At 62.1% G+C, this 20,604-nt stretch carries 17 protein-coding genes and 4 tRNA genes; 11 read left to right on the top strand and 10 right to left on the bottom strand.

Features of this window, described 5'->3' with window-relative positions; translation table 11 throughout:
• Positions 1-15: 15 nt before the first annotated feature.
• The gene (locus ACIPOO_RS02135; protein WP_400604083.1) at positions 16-2,337 is read right to left on the bottom strand and encodes an ATP-binding protein; all 2,322 of its coding nucleotides are present in this window, start codon (positions 2,335-2,337) and stop codon (positions 16-18) included.
• An 86-nt stretch (positions 2,338-2,423) separates the two neighbouring features.
• Between ACIPOO_RS02135 and ACIPOO_RS02130 the strand changes: the two genes are divergently transcribed.
• Both ACIPOO_RS02130 and ACIPOO_RS02125 read left to right on the top strand, forming a co-directional pair.
• Complete coding sequence (locus tag ACIPOO_RS02130) at positions 2,424-3,317, top strand: ATP-binding protein (RefSeq protein ID WP_274132232.1); 894 nt, start codon at positions 2,424-2,426, stop codon at positions 3,315-3,317.
• Entirely contained in the window at positions 3,314-3,796 is a 483-nt protein-coding gene (locus ACIPOO_RS02125; RefSeq protein ID WP_400604081.1) for a GAF domain-containing protein, read from the top strand. The genes ACIPOO_RS02130 and ACIPOO_RS02125 overlap by 4 nt, the downstream gene beginning before the upstream one ends.
• Positions 3,797-3,911: 115 nt before the next feature.
• Here the strand turns inward: ACIPOO_RS02125 and ACIPOO_RS02120 are convergent, their stop codons facing one another.
• Positions 3,912-4,685, bottom strand: a complete 774-nt coding sequence (locus ACIPOO_RS02120; protein ID WP_274132230.1) for a hypothetical protein — start codon at positions 4,683-4,685, stop codon at positions 3,912-3,914.
• A 265-nt stretch (positions 4,686-4,950) separates the two neighbouring features.
• On the opposite strand from ACIPOO_RS02120, the gene ACIPOO_RS02115 reads away from it, so the two are divergent.
• From ACIPOO_RS02115 to ACIPOO_RS02100, 4 genes are all read left to right on the top strand, one after another.
• Positions 4,951-5,026, top strand: a tRNA-Glu gene (locus ACIPOO_RS02115).
• 2 nt (positions 5,027-5,028) lie between these two features.
• Positions 5,029-5,104, top strand: a tRNA-Gly gene (locus ACIPOO_RS02110).
• Positions 5,105-5,207: 103 nt separating this feature from the next.
• Positions 5,208-5,283 (top strand) — tRNA-Glu (locus ACIPOO_RS02105).
• 4 nt (positions 5,284-5,287) lie between these two features.
• A tRNA-Gly gene (locus tag ACIPOO_RS02100) sits at positions 5,288-5,363 on the top strand.
• Between the two features lie 106 nt (positions 5,364-5,469).
• Here the strand turns inward: ACIPOO_RS02100 and ACIPOO_RS02095 are convergent.
• The 3 genes from ACIPOO_RS02095 to ACIPOO_RS02085 all read right to left on the bottom strand — a co-directional run bounded on the left by ACIPOO_RS02095 (position 5,470) and on the right by ACIPOO_RS02085 (position 8,927).
• Complete coding sequence (locus tag ACIPOO_RS02095) at positions 5,470-6,462, bottom strand: ABC transporter substrate-binding protein (RefSeq protein WP_400604078.1); 993 nt, start codon at positions 6,460-6,462, stop codon at positions 5,470-5,472.
• 279 nt (positions 6,463-6,741) lie between these two features.
• Positions 6,742-8,325, bottom strand: a complete 1,584-nt coding sequence (locus ACIPOO_RS02090; protein ID WP_400605155.1) for a rhodanese-related sulfurtransferase — start codon at positions 8,323-8,325, stop codon at positions 6,742-6,744.
• Complete coding sequence (locus ACIPOO_RS02085; protein ID WP_400604076.1) at positions 8,322-8,927, bottom strand: cysteine dioxygenase; 606 nt, start codon at positions 8,925-8,927, stop codon at positions 8,322-8,324. Before ACIPOO_RS02085 ends, ACIPOO_RS02090 begins: the two co-directional genes overlap by 4 nt.
• Before the next feature lie 189 nt (positions 8,928-9,116).
• Here ACIPOO_RS02085 and ACIPOO_RS02080 point away from each other — a divergent pair, with 189 nt between their 5' ends.
• Positions 9,117-10,022: a LysR family transcriptional regulator gene (locus tag ACIPOO_RS02080; RefSeq protein ID WP_400604074.1), complete on the top strand. Its 906-nt coding sequence runs from the start codon at positions 9,117-9,119 to the stop codon at positions 10,020-10,022.
• 106 nt (positions 10,023-10,128) lie between these two features.
• Here the strand turns inward: ACIPOO_RS02080 and ACIPOO_RS02075 are convergent, their stop codons facing one another.
• From ACIPOO_RS02075 to ACIPOO_RS02060, 4 genes are all read right to left on the bottom strand, one after another.
• Entirely contained in the window at positions 10,129-11,217 is a 1,089-nt protein-coding gene (locus tag ACIPOO_RS02075) for an LLM class flavin-dependent oxidoreductase (protein WP_274132226.1), read from the bottom strand.
• Between the two features lie 234 nt (positions 11,218-11,451).
• Positions 11,452-11,862 carry a PA2817 family protein gene (locus ACIPOO_RS02070; RefSeq protein ID WP_400604071.1) on the bottom strand — a complete coding sequence of 137 codons (411 nt, stop codon included), beginning with the start codon at positions 11,860-11,862 and terminating at the stop codon, positions 11,452-11,454.
• Between the two features lie 100 nt (positions 11,863-11,962).
• Positions 11,963-12,166: a hypothetical protein gene (locus ACIPOO_RS02065; RefSeq protein WP_274132224.1), complete on the bottom strand. Its 204-nt coding sequence runs from the start codon at positions 12,164-12,166 to the stop codon at positions 11,963-11,965.
• Positions 12,167-12,369: 203 nt separating this feature from the next.
• The gene (locus tag ACIPOO_RS02060; RefSeq protein ID WP_400604069.1) at positions 12,370-14,814 is read right to left on the bottom strand and encodes an acyl-CoA dehydrogenase; all 2,445 of its coding nucleotides are present in this window, start codon (positions 14,812-14,814) and stop codon (positions 12,370-12,372) included.
• 224 nt (positions 14,815-15,038) lie between these two features.
• Here ACIPOO_RS02060 and ACIPOO_RS02055 point away from each other — a divergent pair, with 224 nt between their 5' ends.
• The 3 genes from ACIPOO_RS02055 to ACIPOO_RS02045 all read left to right on the top strand — a co-directional run bounded on the left by ACIPOO_RS02055 (position 15,039) and on the right by ACIPOO_RS02045 (position 17,540).
• Positions 15,039-15,662, top strand: coding sequence for a glutathione S-transferase family protein (locus tag ACIPOO_RS02055; RefSeq protein WP_274132222.1), 624 nt, complete (start codon positions 15,039-15,041; stop codon positions 15,660-15,662).
• Between the two features lie 169 nt (positions 15,663-15,831).
• Complete coding sequence (locus ACIPOO_RS02050) at positions 15,832-16,764, top strand: ABC transporter ATP-binding protein (protein ID WP_400604066.1); 933 nt, start codon at positions 15,832-15,834, stop codon at positions 16,762-16,764.
• Positions 16,761-17,540, top strand: coding sequence for an ABC transporter permease (locus ACIPOO_RS02045; RefSeq protein WP_274132220.1), 780 nt, complete (start codon positions 16,761-16,763; stop codon positions 17,538-17,540). Before ACIPOO_RS02050 ends, ACIPOO_RS02045 begins: the two co-directional genes overlap by 4 nt.
• Positions 17,541-17,659: 119 nt before the next feature.
• On the opposite strand, the gene ACIPOO_RS02040 is transcribed toward ACIPOO_RS02045, so the two are convergent.
• Positions 17,660-18,178 carry a DUF2062 domain-containing protein gene (locus ACIPOO_RS02040; RefSeq protein ID WP_274132219.1) on the bottom strand — a complete coding sequence of 173 codons (519 nt, stop codon included), beginning with the start codon at positions 18,176-18,178 and terminating at the stop codon, positions 17,660-17,662.
• A 154-nt stretch (positions 18,179-18,332) separates the two neighbouring features.
• On the opposite strand from ACIPOO_RS02040, the gene ACIPOO_RS02035 reads away from it, so the two are divergent.
• Positions 18,333-20,549, top strand: coding sequence for a DNA internalization-related competence protein ComEC/Rec2 (locus tag ACIPOO_RS02035; RefSeq protein WP_400604063.1), 2,217 nt, complete (start codon positions 18,333-18,335; stop codon positions 20,547-20,549).
• The last annotated feature ends 55 nt before the right edge of the window (positions 20,550-20,604 follow it).

Below are 20,604 nucleotides of genomic sequence, written 5' to 3'. Positions count from 1 at the left end.
TCTTGAGGGCGCCGGTCAGTGATCCTGCGTGACCGGGATCCACTGGTCGAGAATGGCGATAAGCTCTTCGCGATGGAACGGCTTGGCCAGGTAATCGTTCATGCCGGCGGTTTTGCAATGCTCGCGTTCTTCGGGCATGGCGTTGGCGGTGAGGGCGATCACCGGCAGGTCTGGCCATTTCTCGCTCTGGCGAATCTGCCGGGTGGCTTCATACCCGTCCATCACCGGCATGTTGCAGTCCATCAGCACCAGGTCGAACTGGCCGCGCTCAAGCTGCTGCAACGCCTCGCCGCCATGGCTGCTGACCACCACTTCACACCCCAGCTTGCCCAGCATGCCCTTGGCGACGAGCTGGTTCACCGGGTTGTCCTCGACCAGCAGAATCCGCGCGCGATACGACGCCGACTGGCTGCTGGCCAGGCGCGCACTCGGCTGTTGGCCCTCGATCCCCAGCACCCGGCCCAGCGCCCGATGCAGGACACTGCGCGACAGCGGCCGCGCCTGCTGCTGCAGCGGCGCCATCGCCTGCACCTGCTCGCCGGGCATGAAGTTGCCGTAAGCGGTCACCAGCAGGATCGGAATGCGGGTGGCGGGGCCGATGCCGATCAGGCATTCGGGGCAGTCGGTAATCAGCAGGTCGGGCTCGATCTGCGGCTGGGGCGCGTTGGCCGAAAAATGCCGATACTCGATGCCCCATTCCGGCAGCAGCCCGCTGAGCAACTCCACCAGGCCACTGCCCGGCGTGCTCACCACCACCACCCGGCCTTTCATCGCAGGCCAATGCGGTGCCGGCGTGTGAGCGGGCAGGGGCAGGTCAACATAGAAGCGGCTGCCGACCCCAGGGGTAGATTCGATGCGCAGTTGCCCGTTCATCGCTTCGCACAGGTTGTGCGTCAGACTCAGGCCCAGCCCCGTTCCGCCGTACTGACGAGTGATGGCGGCCTCGGCCTGGGTGAACGGCTGGAAGATCCTGGCCTGGGCGTCCTGGGCGATCCCGATGCCGGTGTCGCAGACCTCGATCCGCGCCTTGTCCGCCTGTTGGGTCAGACGCACGTCCACACGTCCGACCTGGGTGAACTTGAGCGCGTTGGAGAGCAGGTTGCTGACGATCTGCCGCACCCGCGTCGGGTCGCCCAGCACCAGCGCCGGGAAATGTGGATCGATCAGGCAGGTCAGCTCCACTTTTGGCGCGGCGTTCTGTGACAGCAGGTTGGCCGTGTCTTCGATCAAGGTGCCCAGGTCAAACGGGATGCGTTCGAGCTCCAGTTGGCCGGCATCGAATTTCGACAGGTCGAGAATATCGTTGAGCAGCTCCACCAGCACTTTGCCCGAGTCATGGGCGATCGACAGTTGCTGGCGTTGTTCGGCACTCAGAGGGCCGTCGAGCGACAGCGCGAGCATGCCCAGGAGGCCGTTGAGCGGGGTGCGGATCTCGTGGCTCATGTGCGCCAGAAAGGCCGAGCGGGCATTGGCCATGTCCAGTGCGGTGCTGCGGGCAATCTCCAGTTCTTCGTTGGACTGGCTCAGCCGCGTGTTGCTGGATTTGAGTTCCTGGGTGCGCGCCTCGACGATGTCTTCAAGCTCGTTGAGGTGGTCGGTCAGGCGGTTTTCCGCTTCCAGGCGCCTGCCGAACTCGCTGGCGACATGGTCGAACTGCTGGTTGGCGACGTGGATCAACACACCGATCTCGTCGTTTTCATGACCGGGCGGGCAGGGCAGCGGGGCCTGCTTGGGGCTGCGTGAATCGCGGCTGGCCAGGGCGCGGATGATCCCGGTCAACGGCTTGGTCAGCGTCAGGTAGAACAGCCCCATGAGAATGCAGGTCAGCACCAGGCTGCGCACGAAGCCGTTGAGCAGAGTGATTTCCGCCCGTTGCAGGAAGTGGCTGCCGAACGCGAAGGTGTCCACTTCCAGGAACAGCGTGCCGATGGCCTCCTTGGGCATGTGGTCCAGATGCAACACGTCCTCGAACTGCCGGCTCTTGCCAAACAGGCTGTCGCTGAGCATCCGGTAGCGGCTTTCGGCCAGCGGGCGGGACACTGCGGCCAGCAGCACATTGTTGTTATCGGTCAGGCGTGCGCTGACCACCGCAGGAGAATGCAGCAGCCCCAGGGTCAGCTCCTGGGCCAGTTCAGCGTCGATGTTGTAGGCGATGCGCGAGGCGGGGTTGTGACTGATTTGCAGCAGGGAGCGAATTTCACGATCGATCGAGGCGTCTTCGCTGGCATAATCGATGGCAATCTGAACAAAGCTGAGCAGGGTTCCCAGCAGGAAGCCGATCAGAACGGTCAAACGGGCCTGTTTGAACGATAGCCGGTGGGTGATCGGTATTTCCATAAGGGCGCTGTCACTTCCTGGGTCCTTCGCGGGCAAAGCATAGCCGATCGCAGACCGGCTTTAACCAGTTAAATCAAGGAGACATCGTGGATTCTAGGTTGAACGCATTCCTGGAACGCGCCGAATCGGTTCTGGCGCGACTCGAACCTCTGCTGCCTGCCGTGCGCGAGCCAGTGGACTGGGACAAGGCACTGGCGGCGCGCTGGGTGCGCGAGGGCCGCAGCGGCTATCTGCTGCCGCTGGACGTGACCCTGGACATGCGCCTGTCGGACCTGATCGGTGTCGATCAACAGCGCGCTCAACTGGGGCGCAACACCCAGCAATTCATCGACGGGCTGCCGGCCAACCACGCGCTGCTCTGGGGCTCGCGCGGCACTGGCAAATCATCGCTGGTACGTGCGCTGCTCGCCGAGCATGCCAAGGCCGGCCTGCGCCTGATCGAGATCGAACGCGATCATCTGGGGGACCTGCCGCGGGTGGTCGAGCAACTGCAGAAGCTGCCGCAGCGTTTCGTGCTGTTCTGCGATGACCTGTCGTTCGATTCCGGCGAAGGCGACTACCGCGTGCTCAAGAGCGTGCTCGATGGCTCGCTGGAGCAGGCACCGGACAACGTCCTGCTGTACGCCACCTCCAACCGCCGCCACCTGGTGCCGGAGAAGGAGAGCGACAACGCCCATTGGCAACGGGGCGATGACGGCGAAATTCATCCAAGTGAAGCGGTCGAGGACAAGATTGCCCTGTCTGATCGTTTCGGCTTGTGGCTGTCTTTCTATCCATTCACCCAGGAACATTTCCTGGACGTGGTGGAACACTGGATTGGCGAACTGGCGGCCAAGGCCGGGCTCTCGTGGCAGCGGGACCATGAACTGGACATCCTGGCCGTGCGCTGGGCGACCGGTCGTGGCAACCGCAATGGCCGCTGCGCCTATCAGTTCGCCCGTTATTGGGTTGGTTTGAAAATGCTGGAGCAACATCCATGATCGATTTGAGTGCAGCAGGCCAGGGTCTCGGCGGCTACCGCCTGCTGGCCGCACAGCTTGAGTCCTTGCTTGCGGACGAGCGCGATTTTATCGCCAACGCCGCGCAATTCTCGGCGTTTCTTTACACCCAGTTGGACGACCTCAACTGGGCCGGCTTTTATCTGAACCGCAACGAAGAGCTGGTGCTGGGGCCGTTCCAGGGCCAGATCGCCTGCGTGCGGATTCCGTTTGGCAAGGGCGTGTGCGGGGCTGCGGCACAAAGCCGTGAAACCCAGCGCGTGCTGGACGTGCATGAATTCCCGGGGCACATCGCCTGCGACAGCGCGTCCAACAGTGAGTTGGTGGTGCCGCTGGTCAAGGAAGGGCGCCTGATTGGCGTGCTGGACCTGGACAGCCCGAGCCTGGCGCGTTTCAGCGAGGCGGATCAGGTGGGTATCGAAGCGCTGGCGCAGATTTTCCTGCGTCTGACTGACTGCTGAGGCCTCAGCTTTAAACCGTAGCAGCACGGCTTGCCGGCGGGAGCGGTGTGTCTGTGACGAATATACCGTCTGACACACCGCCCCGCCGGCAAGCCGTGCTGCTACAGGATCAACGTCAATCGTAGATGGCTTTCTTCTTCCACTGTGCATCCGATTCGTCGGCTTTCAGGCCTTCGGTCAGCTCGTTGTGGTCGTCTTCGGTGGGGGCGATGGTGTCCAGCACCATGGCGTTGGCCCGCGCCAACTGACGCTCCATGGCCTGCAGGTGGGTTTTCCACGGTGCCGGCTCGGCCTGGTTCTTCAGGTATTGCACGCCACGCTCGAACGCCAGCCGCGCTTGCCCCGGCTGATCCTGATTCAGTGCCTGGGTGCCCAGGTTATTGAAGAACTCAATGTGCAGCAGCACCAGCATGTTGCGAATCTCGCGAATCCAGTGCTTGGCTTCGGCGGTCTGCAGGAAACCGTCGTGGGCGGCGCGCGTCACCTGACCATGCATGGCTTCGAGCAGAAAGCGCACATCCTTGGCCTTGGCTTCGGTCTGGATGGGGCTGGCCGGGTTGTCCACCTTGATGTTGTCGCCCTGGGCCACCAGCGCTTCGAGTTCGGTTTCGCGTTCCTGGATGCCAGGGTTGTTTCTTCTTTCCAGGGCGATCAGCCGTTTGACGACGTTCAGCTCCAGACGCACCAGCAACAGCTTGAGCGCCGGGCTCATCAATTGCCCGGGGAAGGTCTCGGACAATTCGCAGCAGCGACGCAGGCGATCGTTGAGCTCGACCAGCGTGCGCGCGCGCTCGACCTTCTTCGCCTCTGCGACGTGGTTCAGATAGCCGACGGCGATCAAGAGTACGATGCCTGTTACAACCATCAGGGTGATAATGAGTGGTGTCACCGTACAAGCCTCAATCCGGGTAAATGTGCGCCGAGTGTAGTGGCTATGCACTAGCACTGGAAGGGTGGTGGTCGGGATGTCTATATAGAGATACATCCGCCTGATCCCTGTATCGGCCACCCATTACCTAAATAGAGGGCGAAGTCATTGATTTGAATAAATTTTCATTGGGGGGTTGACGACCTCCCCAACCATCCATAGAATGCGCGCCACTTGCAGCGTAAAGCACACAGCGAAGCGCAGCAGGGAGTGAATGTTGTAGTGTGTCCCCTTCGTCTAGTGGCCTAGGACACCGCCCTTTCACGGCGGTAACAGGGGTTCGAGTCCCCTAGGGGACGCCAAAGCGGGAATAGCTCAGTTGGTAGAGCACGACCTTGCCAAGGTCGGGGTCGCGAGTTCGAGTCTCGTTTCCCGCTCCAATTTTTAAGCAGCTTGGCCTTCGGGCGGAGCTGAGTGAAACCAGGAAGCATCTTCGGGTGTATTTCTGGAACTGAAACACTACACCATGGTGTTTCAGGCAGTGTCCCCTTCGTCTAGTGGCCTAGGACACCGCCCTTTCACGGCGGTAACAGGGGTTCGAGTCCCCTAGGGGACGCCATATTGCGGGAATAGCTCAGTTGGTAGAGCACGACCTTGCCAAGGTCGGGGTCGCGAGTTCGAGTCTCGTTTCCCGCTCCAAATTCACAAAAACGCCGCTCAATAGAGCGGCGTTTTTGTTTGTGTGCGTTTTTTATTTCCTTCCTTTATATGGCTGCGCAAACCTGCGGCGCAGCATCTCTGCGAATCAGCGGGCCGCCTGCGTATCCTTTTTCAGTGCCGCCTGTTCGGCAGCCAGTCGAATGGCGTTGAAGTCCGGATCAAATCCCTGCGACACATCGACATGTTTGTTCAGAATGCCTTCGCGCTGATAAATGTCGGCGGTGTTTTGCAGGCCCTTGATCACGCCGTCATCAATGCTCACGCGCTCCATGGTGGTTTCCCTGGCGGTGGCCAGGTGCACTTCAACCGGTAGGCCGGTGACTTTGGCCTGGGCGGCGGCGTACTCGGCAGGGTGAGTGTTGACCCAGCGATAGGCGCGATCCAGGCGCACGACGAAGTCGTCCAGTTGAGCGCGTTTTTCGGTGATGGCCTTGCTGGTGGCGGCGAGGTAGGAGTGATTGGTCAAAAGGTCCGGGCCGTTGGGCAGGATACGTGCGCCACTCTGGGTGGCCACGGTGGTGTAGGGCGCCCAGGTGGCCCAGGCGTCGGCGTTGCCATTGTCCAGGATCAGCCGGGACTCGCTGGGCAGCAGATACACGAAGCTGACATCGCTGGATTTCAGGCCGGCTTCGTTGAGTGCGCGGATGGCCAAGTAATGCCCGATCGAGCCGCGGCCGGTGACGATGCGCTTGCCCTTGAGGTCGGCCACGCTCTTGATGGAAGAGTCGTTGCGCACGATCAGGGCCGTGGTGTAGCGGCCACTGACATGGGTGATGCTGATGACTTTCAAAGAAGCACCGGCGCCCAGTGCAAACACATAAGGCGCATCGCCCAGGGCGCCGACGTCTACGGCCCCGGCATTCAGGGCTTCACCCAAGGGCGAGGCCGACGGGAATTCGGAGAATTTGATTTCGTAAGGCACGTCCTTCAGTTCGCCCGAGGCCTGGAGCAGGACTTTGAGCGCCGATTTCTGGTTGGCGACGAGCAGGGGCTCGAGGGCTTGGGCAGCTTGGGCAGATTGATAGACGGCCAACAGCAGTAATGCGGCAGACAGGAGGCGGGTGAGAGGGATGTTCATGGGGGATCTCCAGGCTTGAATGCGAGAGCGGCCTCCGCCTGGAGAAGGGGTCGGCCATCGAATGGGTGAATGCCCGCGGTGGGGCGATTTAGGGCGATGGAAATGTGGGGGATGAGCCATCGCCGTCGCGGGCAAGCGCGCTCCTACAGCGCGCGCTGATTATTTGCCTTGCACCAATCCTGTAGGAGTGAGCTTGCTCGCGATAGCGGTGTGTCTGCGAGACATGTGCTCACTGACACACCTCAATCGCGGGCAAGCGCGCTCCTACAGGGGGGGCGGTTAGATCACGTAGAAACCATGGGTGCCGTCGCGAGCCAACTGCTCCACCAGGCCGAACTCCCAATCCAGATACGCCTGCATCGCTTCGCGGGGGGCATCGGTGCCTTCATAAGGGCGACGGTAGCGGTCGATGCGCTGGGAGGCGAGGTGGCTTTCGCCAGTTTCCAGTTCAAAGCCTGCCGCGACCCAGCTCGCCGTGCCGCCGCCCAGCAGAAACACTGGCTTGCCGGTCAGGGCCTCGACTTCCGGCACCACCAGGCGCGCCAGCTTGCTGCTGCCGCAGGTCAGCACGTACCGCTCGGCGGCGGGGATCTTCTGCAGGGCGCTTGAGAGGTTGGCGCGCAGTGTCCACCAGGCGCCGGGGATGTGCTGTTTCACGTAATTGGCGCTGGCGGTGAAATCCAGCACCGCGACGCCACCCTGTTGTTGCCACTGGCGCAGGGTGTCGGGGCTGATCTCTTCGACCTGCCACGGGGTCGGGATCGGGGCATTCCAGGCGCCTTTTTCCTTGAAGTCCTGCGGCTTGAGGCCGTCCAGCACGAAGACTTCCCAGCCCATTTGCGCCAGCCACGAGGCCGACATGTTGGCGCGTACGCCATCGTCATCCACCAGCACGATCCGGGCGCCGCGCACACTGGCGTAGTGATCGGTTTCCTGCACCAACTGGCCGCCTGGCGTCGAGCGCGCGCCCGGCAGGTGGCCTGCTTCAAATTCTTCGGGAGTACGCACATCGAACAGGTAGGTGGTGCGCGTCGTCTCGGCCTGCCAGGTGTCCAGATCAGCGCGGATGCCGCGTTTCACTTTCGCCGTGTCGGCCACTTTGCGCGCATCGGCCTGGGCGGCTTGTTGGGTCTGCTCGCTGACTGCGCCAAAGCGCCGTGCCTGGCCGTGATCCAGGGTCTGGCCAGCCAGCAGCCAGCCGATGGTGCCGTTGCGCAGGGCGGAGATCGGGTTGGGCAGCCCGGCATTCACCAGTGACTGGGTGCCGATGATGCTGCGGGTGCGCCCGGCGCAGTTGACGATGATCCGGGTCTTGGGATCCGGCGCCAGCTCGCGGGCGCGCAGCACCAGTTCGGCACCGGGCACGCTGACGCCGGTGGGTATGCTCATGGTCTGGTATTCATCGAATCGGCGGGCATCGAGCACCACCACATCAGCCTTGCTGTCGAGCAGGGCTTTGACTTCCTCGGCAGCCAGGGACGGGGTGTGGCGATGGTGTTCCACCAGCTCGCCAAAAGATTTGCTCGGCACGTTGACGTCGATGAACAGCTCACCGCCGGCCTCGCGCCAGCCTTGCAGGCCTCCTTCCAAAGCCTTGGCGTTGGTGTAGCCCAGCGCGGCCAGACGGGCGAGGGCCGGCTGGACCAGGCCTTCGCCGTTGTCATAGACCGTGATTTGCGTGTCTCGGCGCGGGATGCGGGAGAACACTTCCAGTTCCAGCTTCGACAGCGGAATGTTGGCCGCGAATAACGGGTGCGCCTCGGCGAAGGGCGCTTCCTCGCGCACATCCACCAACGCCACTTCCTGGCGAGCGAGCAGGGCATTTCGGATATCGCTGTAGGATCGAGTGCTTTGAGTCATCAGTTCTGGTTCTCTTTGGACAGGTCCCAAATGTTGGGGAGAAAGGCGTTGGAATAGCCGGAGATAAACAGTTTTTCGCTGCCGTCAGCTTGATAGACGGCACGCTTGACCGCGCCGATGTTGGCGCCGTAGACGTGGATGCTGATCGACACCTGGTCGGCGAAGGCGTTGCTGACCTGATGGATATCGTTGCTGCGTGGCGACAGGGCTTCGACGTGGCCGGGATCCAGGCGAATGGCCGGGCCTTCCTTCTCAAGCCGGCCGTCGGTGGTGCGGGCGAACCCTTGGGAGAACTCGGCACCGCGCAACATGCCGATCAGACCCCAGACCCGGTGATCGTGAATCGGCGTGCTCTGACCCGGCCCCCAGACAAAACTGACAATCGAAAAGCGCTGCCGGGAGTCGGCATGCAGCAGGAATTGCTGATAACGGGTGGGGTCGGGTATGGCGAACTCGTCCGGTAGCCAGTCGTCGTGCCTGACCAGTTGGCCCAGCAGCTTGCCGCCACGATGCAGCAGGTCGGTTTCGTGGGGGTGACTGTCCACCAGTTCAGCCAGTGCGGCGATGAAGGCCCGGAGTCGTTCGGGGTGTCGAGAGGTGCGCATGTCGGCTCCGCATCTAAGGATTACGACAATATAAGCATAATGCCGGCGTTTAATATGCTATTTATTAATGATTAGGTTATAACGAAAAGGCATTTGATAACCCAAGTGAAGGTCGGCGGGCTATCCATGGGCGGCATTTGGAATTATGCTTTTTGCCTATCTCTTGCCTTTTTTATATGTGCCTTTCGAATGAAAATTGATGATATCGATGCCTTTGTCGCGGTGATTCGCTGTCAGTCGATCAGCCATGCGGCCGAGTCCCTGGCGCTGACCCAGCCGGCGATCACCCGACGGGTGCAAAACTTCGAGCAGGCGCTGGGGGTCGAGCTGTTCGACCGCAACACCAAACCGCTCAAGCCGACGCCCATGGGTACACAGGTGTATCAGAAGTGTCTGGCCATCCTGCGGGAAATGGACTCGCTGCGCGAACTGGTGGCCAACGATACGCCGCCCAGCGGGCTTCTGCGCCTGGGCGTGCCGCAGACCATCGGCGATGTGGTGCTGCTCGATGCGCTCAAACACTTGCGCGGGCAGTTCCCGGAACTGCGTGCCCAGGTCGCCACGGGCTGGGGCAGCCATCTGGTGAGCAAGATCGAGAATGGCGAGCTTGACGCTGCAGCGGTGCTGTTTCCTGCGGGCAAGATTTTCCCGGAAGGCATCATCGGCGAGTCCATCGGCAAGATGGAGCTGGTAATGGTTTGCGCCGCAGACCGCGTGCCGAAGAAGCCGGTCAAGCTGGCTGATTGTTATGACCAGGGGTTCGTGCTCAATCCGGACGGGTGCGGTTTTCGCGCGGGGCTGCAGCGTACCCTGGCCGATCAGGGGTTGAGCCTGAAGGTCAACCTGGAAACCTTTGGCACCGAATTGCAATTGGGCCTGGTGGCTGACGGCATGGGCCTTGGCCTGGTGCCGCGACCTTTGCTTGAACGCAGCGCCCACCGGGAATCCCTGGCGGTGTTGCCACTCAAGGATTTCAAACCGGTGATGGATTTGTGGCTGATCTATCCAAGGTTCCTCGGCAACCTGCAGGCGCCGGTGGCGTCCTTCGGGCGCCTGGTGGCGGATGCGTTGAGGCAGGGCAAAGAGGCGGCGTAACGTCGCGTCGATTCAATCCGTAGCAGTCCGGCTTGCCGGCGTCGGCGTAATTGTGATCGCTGACGCCGGCAAGCCGGACTGCTACGTCAGATCGTTCCCATTTCGGTCACGCAACCTTCTCACGCTTCTCCCGTTCGCGCCGGGCCACCAGTTCGCGGGTCAGCGGGATCAGTTTCCTGCCGTAATCGATGGCATCGTCCAGCGGGTCGAAACCACGGATCAGGAAGGTGGTTATCCCCAGGTCGTAGTAATCGAGCAGCGCGTCGGCCACCTGTTCGGCAGTGCCCACCAGTGCAGTCGAGTTGCCCTTGGCGCCCAGAAGCCCAGCGATTCCGGTCCACAGGCGCTTGTCCAGGCGCGCACCCTGTGCGGCCGCTTGCAGCAGGCGTTTCGAGCCTTCGTTGGCTGGCTCCCGGCGCTCGAATCCGCTGGCCTGCGCCAATGCCTTGGCTCGCTCCAGAATACTGTCGGCGCGGGCCCAGGCCTTTTCCTCGGTCTCTGCCAGAATTGGCCGCAACGACAAGCTGAAACGTACCGTGCGCCCATGCTTTGCGGCTTCGGCACGCACTTGTTTGACGATATCCCTGACCTGCTCGTAGGTCTCACCCCACAACGCGTAGACATCGGCATGTTTGCCCGCGACTTCGATGGCTGCCTGTGAGGCGCCGCCGAAGTACAGCGGGATATGCGGCTGTTGTGGCGACTTGACCAGCGAATGGGCGCCTTCGAACTGGTAATAGGTGCCGTGGTGGTCGAAGGGCTTTTCTTCAGTCCATTCCTTGCGCACCACGCTCAGGTATTCATCGGTGCGTGCATAGCGCTCGTCCTTGCCGATGAAGCTGCCGTCGGCACGCAGCTCCTGATCATCGCCCCCGGTAATGATATGCACCGCCGTGCGCCCGCCGTTGAACACATCCAGCGTGGTGAACTGCCGGGCGGCGACGGTGGGGGAGATGAAGCCTGGGCGGTGAGCGACGAGAAACTTCAGCTTTTTCGTGACGCTGGCGGCGTAGGATGCAACGAACGCGCTGTCCGGGCTGTTGGAGTGGTAGGCGACCAATGCGCGATCGAAGCCCGCTTCCTCGTGGGCGCGAGCGACCTTTTCGACATATTCGGGCTGAATCGTCTGACCGCTGCGTGGGTGGATTTCCGAGCCGGGTTGCGTGGCGATATAGCCGATGAATTCGACGCTCATGACAATTCCTTGTGTTGATGAAAGACCGGGCGCAGAAGTCGGCGCCAGCGCTAGTCAGCAACATAAGGGGATGGGCGCAAGCTGTGAAATTCGATTTGGCGCTAAGCTAATTATAAAAATAATGCATTTACTTGAAATGCTTATATTACAAAACTGTAGCAGCACGGCTTGCCGGCGTCAGCGATCCCAGATACGCCGACGCCGGCAAGCCGGATTGCTACCTGCGTGTCGATATCAGTGGCGCGGGCCGTCCTGTCCCAAGGCCAGCAACTGCTTTTCCTGTTCCCAATCGAACGGTTCTTCGTTTTCTTCAGCCTCGAAACGGCGCTCTTCGAGGGCGGTGTACATGTCGATTTCTTCGTCGGGCATGAAGTGCAGGCAGTCGCCGCCGAAGAACCACAGCAGGTCGCGGGGCACCAGATGGGCGATCTGCGGATAGCGCTGGATCACCTGGCAGAGCAGGTCCTGGCCCAGGTACTGGCTTTTGATCGGCTCCACAGGTAGCAGGGCCATCAGTTCGTCATAACGCTCCAGGAACAGGTCATGGCTTTCTTCGGGAACCTGTTCTGCTTCACCCAGCGCGACCAGGATGCCGCGCAGGTGCGTCAGCAGGTTCAGAGTGTGGTCGAGATTGGCGTTGGCCATGATGAGGTCCTCAGAGACAAAAACAGGCGCGGGAGTATAGATCTCCCCAAGGCCTGCCGATAGTCCGCCGAGGACCTGCGGTCGTGCAAGGCGTGCGGGTTCAGTGCCAGAGGCCGGCCAGGTATCGGTGCCCGGCTTCGGTCAGGGCGATGTGGGAGAAGGTGTTGTCAGGGCTGGGCTGGCGTGTCACGAAGCCGATGAGTAACAGGGTTTGCAGGGTCTGGGTGGGTTTGCCGCTGTGAAGGTCCTCCCCCGAGGCGATTTCAGCAAGCAGGCAGCGATGAGTCATGCGTTGATCGATCATGATGCGTCCCCTTGGTGTTTTCTTGTTGTTACCGGGGAGTGTAGGACAAGGTTGGGGGATGTGCAGGCTAGAGCGGTAATCGAGCCGCCGGACGCGCAACTTTCTGTAGGAGCGCGCTTGCCCGCGACTGCGATCTTGCCGTGCCATATCGGCTGGCTGAACGATCGCGGTCGCGGGCAAGCGCGCTCCTACAGGTGTTGCCTCTAGCGGATTTTGCCCTCGGACGCGGTCAACTGCTCCTTGTCGAAATCATCCACGTCGATCACCTTGCGCCGTGCGGTTTCGGCGGCGCGCAGTTTCTCGGCTTCGGCCACCTGCAACACTCCGGCATTGAGCGCGGCATCGACCACATGCTCGCCGGCAGCGGGTTTCACCTGCCCACCTTTGAGCGCCTGATGCAGCCGAGCATGCAGCGGTTTGGCTTCGTGCAGGCGGTCCGCCGCGTGTTGCAGGGCACCGACCGGATCGTCTTCGGCGGTGGGGCGGTAACAGCCGGCCAGCACCGACTCCAGCGCCGGATCGCCCTTGGCGCGGCCGATGATCTGCGCGACCTCGGCATCCAGTGCATCGGACGGGCCTTTGTGGCGGCGGCCAAACGGGAACACGATCACCCGCAGCATCCCGCCCAGAATCCGGTTCGGGAAGTTGCTGAGCAACTCATCCAGTGCGCGTTCCGATTCGCCAAGCGCTTCCTCCATCGACCAGCGCAACAGTGGCGCCAGTGCTTCGGGGTAGTCCAGGTCGTGGTAGCGCTTGAGGGCCGCCGAGGCCAGGTACATGTGGCTCAGCACGTCGCCCAGTCGCGCCGACAGACGCTCGCGGCGTTTCAGTTCGCCGCCCAGCAGCATCATCGACAGGTCGGCAAGCATGGCGAAGGCCGCAGCCTGACGATTCAGCGCGCGGAAGTAGCCCTGGCTCAGGCGGTCCCCCGGCTGGTTTTCAAAATGCCCGAAGCCCAGGTTCAGCACCAGGGTGCTGGCGGCGTTGCGCACGGCGAAGCCGATGTGTTGCAGCAGCAGGTCATCGAATTCGACCACGGCCTGGTCGTGATCTTCACGTCCGGCCAGGGCCATTTCCTTGAGCACGAATGGATGGCAACGGATCGCGCCCTGACCGAAGATCATCAGGTTGCGCGACAGGATGTTCGCGCCTTCCACCGTGATGAAGATCGGCGCACCTTGCCATGCGCGGCCGAGGTAATTGTTCGGCCCCATGATGATGGCCTTGCCGCCGTGGACGTCCATGGCGTGGGTGATGCACTCGCGGCCGCGTTCGGTCAGGTGGTACTTAAGTATCGCCGACAGCACCGACGGTTTCTCGCCCAGGTCCACCGCATTGGCGGTCAGCATCCGCGCGCTGTCCATCAGCCATGCATTGCCGCCGATGCGCGCCAGGGCTTCCTGAATTCCTTCGAACGCCGCCAGTGGCACGTTGAACTGCTCGCGGATCTGCGTGTACTGGCCGGTGACCAGGCTCGCCTGCTTGGCCGCGCCGGTGCCTACAGCAGGGAGGGAAATCGAACGGCCCACGGACAGACAATTCATCAGCATCATCCAGCCTTTGCCGAGCATGTCCTGGCCGCCAATCAGATACTCCAGCGGGATGAACACGTCCTTGCCGGAGTTGGGCCCGTTCATGAACGCGGCGCCCAGCGGCAGGTGACGACGACCGATTTCCACGCCCGGCGTGTCGGTGGGGATCAGCGCCAGGCTGATGCCCAGATCTTCTTCCTCACCCAGCAGGTGTTCAGGGTCGTAGGCCTTGAACGCAAGGCCTAGCAGGGTGGCGACGGGCCCGAGGGTGATGTAGCGCTTTTCCCAGTTCAGGCGCAGGCCAATGACTTCTTCGCCCTGCCACTGGCCTTTGCAGATGATCCCGGTGTCGGGCATGGCGCCTGCGTCGGAGCCTGCCAGCGGGCCGGTCAAGGCAAAGCAGGGAATGTCATCGCCACGGGCCAGGCGCGGCAGGTAGTGATTGCGCTGCTCGTCAGTCCCGTAATGCAGCAGCAGTTCTGCCGGTCCCAAGGAGTTGGGCACCATGACGGTGGACGCCAGATCGCCGCTGCGGGTTGCCAGCTTCATCGCCACCTGCGAGTGGGCGTAGGCCGAGAAGCCTTTGCCGCCGTACTCCTTGGGGATAATCAGGGCAAAGAAACCGTGGGTCTTGATGTGCGCCCAGGCTTCGGGCGGCAGGTCCATCGCCTGGCCGATTTCCCAGTCGCTGACCATGGCGCACAGCTCGTTGGTCGGGCCATCGATAAACGCCTGTTCTTCTTCGGTCAGCTGACTTTTCGGATAGCTCAGCAGGGTGTTCCAGTCCGGGCGGCCGCTGAACAGCTCGCCGTCCCACCAGACCGTGCCAGCGTCGATGGCATCACGCTCGGTTTCTGACATAGGCGGCAACACTTTCTGGAACCAGGCGAACATCGGCGCGCTGAAATACTTGCGGCGCAGGTCCGGCAGCGCCAGCGGCAAGGCCACTGCCAGCCACAACGCCCAAGGGACTATCATCCAGCCATGGGCATGGCTGAGCGCCCCCATCACCAGCAGGTAAACCGCCACAATTCCAAGGGCGGGGAAGGGCGCGACGCGCCGATGGGCCAGCCAGGCCACGCCGATCACCAGAACCACGATCCACAACAACAGCATAGGAATCCCTCCATAAAGACGGCGAAACAGGCGCCATCGAGCACGCAGACAAGGCTCTGCCCTGCGCATCGATAGTGACCCCTGCCTGCCATGGGAGTTCGAACCGTGGCCGATGCGCGTGAGGGTGTGGCTCTAATACCCCCTTGGCCCTGCGGTCGGGTAGACTGCCTGCCCACAGGCATATGCCACTAATTCATTGTCACCGTACGCAGGAGAATAAAAAGATGCTGAAGATCTGGGGTCGCAAGAATTCGTCCAACGTTCGCAAGGCGTTGTGGATAGCGCAGGAACTGGGGCTCCAATACGAGTCGATCAACGCGGGCGGCGCGTTCGGCCTCAACGATCAGCCTGAGTACCTGGCAAAGAACCCCAACGGCGTGGTGCCGATGATCGAAGACGGCGACTTCGTGCTGTGGGAATCCAACGCCATCGTGCGCTACCTGGCGGCGCAGTACGGTGCCGATGCGGCGCTTTATCCTGCCGACCCCAAAGCCAGGGCCCAGGCCGATAAATGGATGGACTGGACCACCTCGACTTTCGCCGGCCCTTTCCGCACCGTGTTCTGGGGCGTGCTGCGCACCCCGGCCGAGCAACAGGACTGGAACCAGATCAACGCCGCCAGGGCGACGGTCGAAAATCTGCTGCGCATCGTCGACAAGACCCTGGCGAGCCAGCCGTACCTCTCGGGCAATGAATTCGGCATGGGCGACATCCCGCTGGGCAGCTTTATCTACGCCTGGCTGGAAATGCCGATTGAACGTAGCGAGCTGCCTCACCTCAAAGCCTGGTACGAGCGTTTGCAGCAGCGTGAAGCCTATCGCACGGCGGTCATGACGCCGCTGACCTGAATGCCCGCCGCGTTGAATTAATATCTACTATCAATAGAACTCGCTGTACTTGCGCGGCCTCGGCAAGCACCATGGCTATCCGGGCCGCGTTTGCAACGGAATGTTTCAGTGGCGGTCGTTTTGTATTAGTCCTCTTTTCCCTTTTCCTTTTATTGGTGTGTTTTCAGTCATGAGTTCAGCTCTGTCCATCCGGCAGCTAACCAAGACCTACGGCAATGGATTCCAGGCCCTCAAGGGCATCGATCTGGACGTTGCCGAGGGTGATTTCTTCGCATTGCTCGGCCCAAACGGTGCCGGCAAATCCACCACCATCGGCATCATCTCGACCCTGGTCAACAAGACCACCGGCACGGTGAACATCTTCGGCAACGACCTGGACCGCAACCCGGCGCAGCTCAAGCGCTCGATCGGCGTGGTGCCCCAGGAGTTCAACTTCAACCAGTTCGAGAAGACCTTCGACATCGTGGTGACCCAGGCCGGTTATTACGGTATCCCGCCGAAGATCGCCAAGGAGCGCGCCGAGCAATACCTGACCCAGCTCGGGCTGTGGGACAAGCGCGCAGTGCCGTCGCGGTCGCTGTCGGGCGGCATGAAACGGCGTTTGATGATCGCCCGCGCGCTGATTCACGAGCCGCGCCTGTTGATCCTCGATGAGCCGACTGCGGGCGTGGACATCGAACTGCGCCGTTCGATGTGGACCTTCCTCACCGAGCTCAACGAGAAGGGCATCACCATCATCCTCACCACCCACTATCTGGAAGAGGCTGAGCAGCTGTGCCGCAACATCGGCATCATCGACCACGGCACCATCATCGAAAACACCGGGATGAAGACGCTGCTCAACAAGCTGCACGTCGAGACTTTCCTGCTGGACCTCAAGGATCCGATGGCCGTTGCTCCGCAACTTGCCGGCTATCCGTCGCGTCTGGTGGATAACCATACCCTGGAAGTGCAGGTGGACAAGACCATCGGCATTACCGCGCTGTTCGGTCAACTGGCCCTGCAAAATGTTCAGGTGCTGAGCCTGCGCAATAAAACCAATCGCCTTGAGGAGCTGTTCGTGGGCCTGGTCGAGAAGAATCTGTCGAAGGTGGCGGTATGAGTTCGGAGCTGCGCCCCAACCTGATCGCCATGAACACCATCGTCTACCGGGAAGTGCGCCGTTTCATGCGCATCTGGCCGCAGACATTGCTGCCGCCTGCGATCACCATGGTTCTGTACTTCGTGATCTTCGGCAACCTGATCGGCCGGCAGATCGGCGACATGGGTGGCTTCACCTACATGCAGTACATCGTGCCGGGTTTGATCATGATGTCGGTGATCACCAACTCCTACGGCAACGTGGTGTCCAGCTTCTTCGGCGCCAAGTTCCAGCGCTCGGTGGAAGAGTTGATGGTGTCTCCGGTGTCGCCACACACGATTCTGATCGGCTTCACCCTGGGAGGGATGCTGCGCGGTCTGATGGTGGGCGTCATCGTCACCATTCTGTCGATGTTCTTCACTGACCTGCAGGTGCACCATCTGGGCGTGACCATCGTCGTGGTGCTCCTGACCGCAACGATCTTCTCGCTGCTGGGCTTCATCAACGCGGTCTTCGCACGTAACTTCGACGATATCTCGATCATCCCGACCTTCGTCCTGACCCCGCTGACATACCTGGGCGGCGTGTTCTACTCCATCAACCTGCTGCCGCCGTTCTGGCAGACCGTGTCCCTGGCCAACCCTGTGCTGCACATGGTCAACGCCTTCCGCTTCGGGATCCTGGGTGTGTCGGACATCAAGATCAGCATCGCCCTGGCGTTCATGGTCGTGGCGACCATCGTGCTGTACCTGGGCTGCGCCCGCCTGCTGGTGAGTGGGCGCGGGATGCGGCAATAGCTATCTGCCAACCCTGTGGGAGCGGGCTCGCCCGCGAATAGGTCCATTCGACACATTCGTTGTGCCGGTCGGGCCCGATTCGCGGGCGAGCCCGCTCCCACAGTGGATTGCCTTGAGTCTCAAGAGCTGCGTTTGTGCTGACGCGCTTTCCACTGCCGTCCCACCCACCAACGCCAATACCCCATCGTCCCGAAATACCCCACCAAGCCCAGCACAATCCCCGCCACCACAGAACCCAGCAGAAACGGCTGCCACAGCGTCGAGAGCTGGCCGCTGATCCATTCCCAGCTCATCTCGTCCGGAAAACTGCGCGGCGGCAGGCCCATCAGCAGCGCGCCGATCTTGTAGGTGCAGTAGAAAACCGGTGGCATGGTCAGGGGGTTGGTCAGCCAGCACAGGCTGACGGCAATCGGCATGTTGGCCCGTACCCAGACAGCCAGAAAGGCGGCCAGCAACATCTGCAGCGGCATGGGCATCAGCGCGGCGAACAGACCGATGCCCATGGCACGAGCCACGGAGTGCCGGTTCAGGTGCCAGAGGTTCGGATCGTGCAGCAGGCGCCCGAGAAAACGTAAGGACTTGTGTTCCCGGATGCTGTGCGGATCGGGCATGTAGCGTTTGATCAAGTGACGTGGCATTCGGTAATCCGGCGGCTGGACGGAAAAGTGCGGGCAAGTATGCATGGATGGTGACCGATGCAAATTCAGACTTTGTGACAATTAATAAAAAGCGCTCGCTGTCCAGTGGGCTAAGCCATGGGGGTGTCTTTCATACACCTGCAAGGAAAGCCTTATGCGCACAGGGATGGTGGCGCTTGCGCTGGGGCTGTTGACCCTGCGCTTTCTGCCGGAATTACCGCCGGTCTGGTTGCTGCTGGTCATGCCGGTGCTGGGGTTGATGCTGCTGCCGTTTCGCACCTATCCGCTGGCGTTGTTTCTGTTCGGGCTGACGTGGGCCTGTGTGTCGGCCAGGTCCGCGCTGGATGATCGGCTGCCCGCGCGCCTCGATGGCCAGACCTTGTGGCTGGAGGGCAGGGTGGTTGGCCTGCCGGGCGCGGTGGACGGCGTGGTGCGGTTTCAGATCGACAGCCCGCAGTCCCGGCGTACGGCGCTGCCGCAACGCATCCGTGTCGCCTGGTACAACGGCCCTGCGGTGGGTTCAGGCGAGCGCTGGCGGCTGGCGGTCAAGCTCAAGCGTCCGGCGGGCCTGGTCAATCCGGGTGCGTTCGACTACGAGGCCTGGCTGCTGGCGCAGCGTGTGGGCGCAACCGGGACGGTGATCGACGGGCAGTTGCTTCAGGCGGCTGCTCCTTCATGGCGCGATGGCGTTCGTCAGCGCTTGCTGGCGGTTGACGCACAGGGGCGTGAAGGCGCGCTGGCGGCACTGGTGCTGGGGGACGATTCCGGGCTGAGCGCCGCCGACTGGAAAGCCTTGCAGGACACCGGCACGGTTCACCTGCTGGTGATCTCCGGCACCCACATCGGGCTGCTGGCCGGATTGCTTTACGCCCTGGTAGCGGGCCTCGCACGCCTGGGCCTGTGGCCGCGCTTTGTGCCGTGGCTGCCCTCGGCGTGCGGCCTGGCGTTCGGCGGGGCGCTGGCCTATGGCCTGCTGGCGGGTTTCGAGGTGCCGGTGCAGCGCGCCTGCGTGATGCTCGGGCTGGTGCTGTTGTGGCGGTTGCGCTTCCGGCATCTGGGCATGACCTGGCCTTTTCTGATCGCCTTGAATCTGGTGTTGATCGCCGAACCGCTAAGCAGCCTGCGACCGGGGCTGTGGCTTTCGTTCGCGGCGGTGGCGATCCTCATGCTGATTTTCAGTGGTCGCCTGGGCGCCTGGGGCTGGCTGCAGAGCTGGTCGCGGGCACAGTGGCTGATTGCCCTGGGGTTGCTGCCTGCGTTGCTGGCGTTGAATCTTCCGGTGAGCCTGAGCGGTCCACTGGTCAATCTGGTGGCAGTGCCCTGGGTCAGTGTTTTCATTCTGCCGCTGGCGCTGTTCGGCACACTTCTTCTCGGGCTTGAGCCGATTGGCCAGGGATTGCTCTGGCTGGCAGGCGGCTCGATGGAGTGGCTCTTCGCGTTTCTGGGCTGGGCGGCGGACCTGCAGCCTGCCTGGACCGGTCCGGCCGTACCGCCTTGGGTCTGGCCGCTGAGCCTGCTGGGCGCGTTCCTGCTGTTGCTGCCCAGAGGCTTGCCAATGCGCCCGCTGGGTTGGCCGATGTTGTTGCTGTGTGTGTTCGTGCCGCAGAAGAGCCTGACGCCCGGCCGCGTCGAGGTGATGCAGCTGGACGTTGGGCAGGGCCTGGCAATCCTGCTGCGCACCAAGGGGCACAGCTTGCTGTATGACGCGGGGCCCAGGGTCGGGGATGTCGATATCGGCGAGCGGGTGGTGCTTCCCGCGATCCGCCGGGCGGCAGTCAGGCAACTGGACATGATGCTCCTCAGTCATGCCCATCTGGACCACATCGGCGGTGCCCAGGCCATCGTGCGCGCACTGCCGGTGACCAGAGTCCTGGCCGGTGACCATCAGCGCATGCCCCGCTCACTGCGCGGCGACGCCTGCCGGGATGGCGAGACATGGACCTGGGACGAAGTGACGTTCACCACCTGGGTCTGGAGTCAGGCGAAAGAGAGCAACCCTGCATCCTGCGTGCTGCGGGTCGAAGCCAACGGCGAACGGCTGCTGCTGACCGGCGACATCGATGTGCACGCCGAACGCGCCATGCTGGCCCAGGGGTTTGATGTCAGGGCCGACTGGCTGCAATCGCCCCATCACGGCAGCCGCAGTTCTTCGTCCCAGGTGTTCCTGCGGGCCGTGGCGCCTCGCGCTGTGTTGATATCCCGTGGACGCAACAACACCTTTGGTCATCCACACCCGCTGGTGATGGCGCGCTATCAGCGACTGGGCATGCAGATTCACGACAGTGCCGAGCTGGGTGCCATCACCTTGCAATTAGGCGAGTTCGGGGACGCCCGGGCCGAGCGTAGGACGCGTCACTTCTGGCGTGAATGAAATGGCTGGTTTTTCGTCGCCGGGTTCGGTGAGGCTGCGACGCTATGTTAGAGTA

This window comes from Pseudomonas sp. NPDC090201, assembly GCF_044746825.1.
In the GTDB taxonomy this organism is placed as follows: Bacteria; Pseudomonadota; Gammaproteobacteria; order Pseudomonadales; family Pseudomonadaceae; genus Aquipseudomonas; species Aquipseudomonas putida_AD.
Note: the sequence above shows the minus strand (reverse complement) of the source record. Positions and strands in the feature narration are given on the sequence as shown.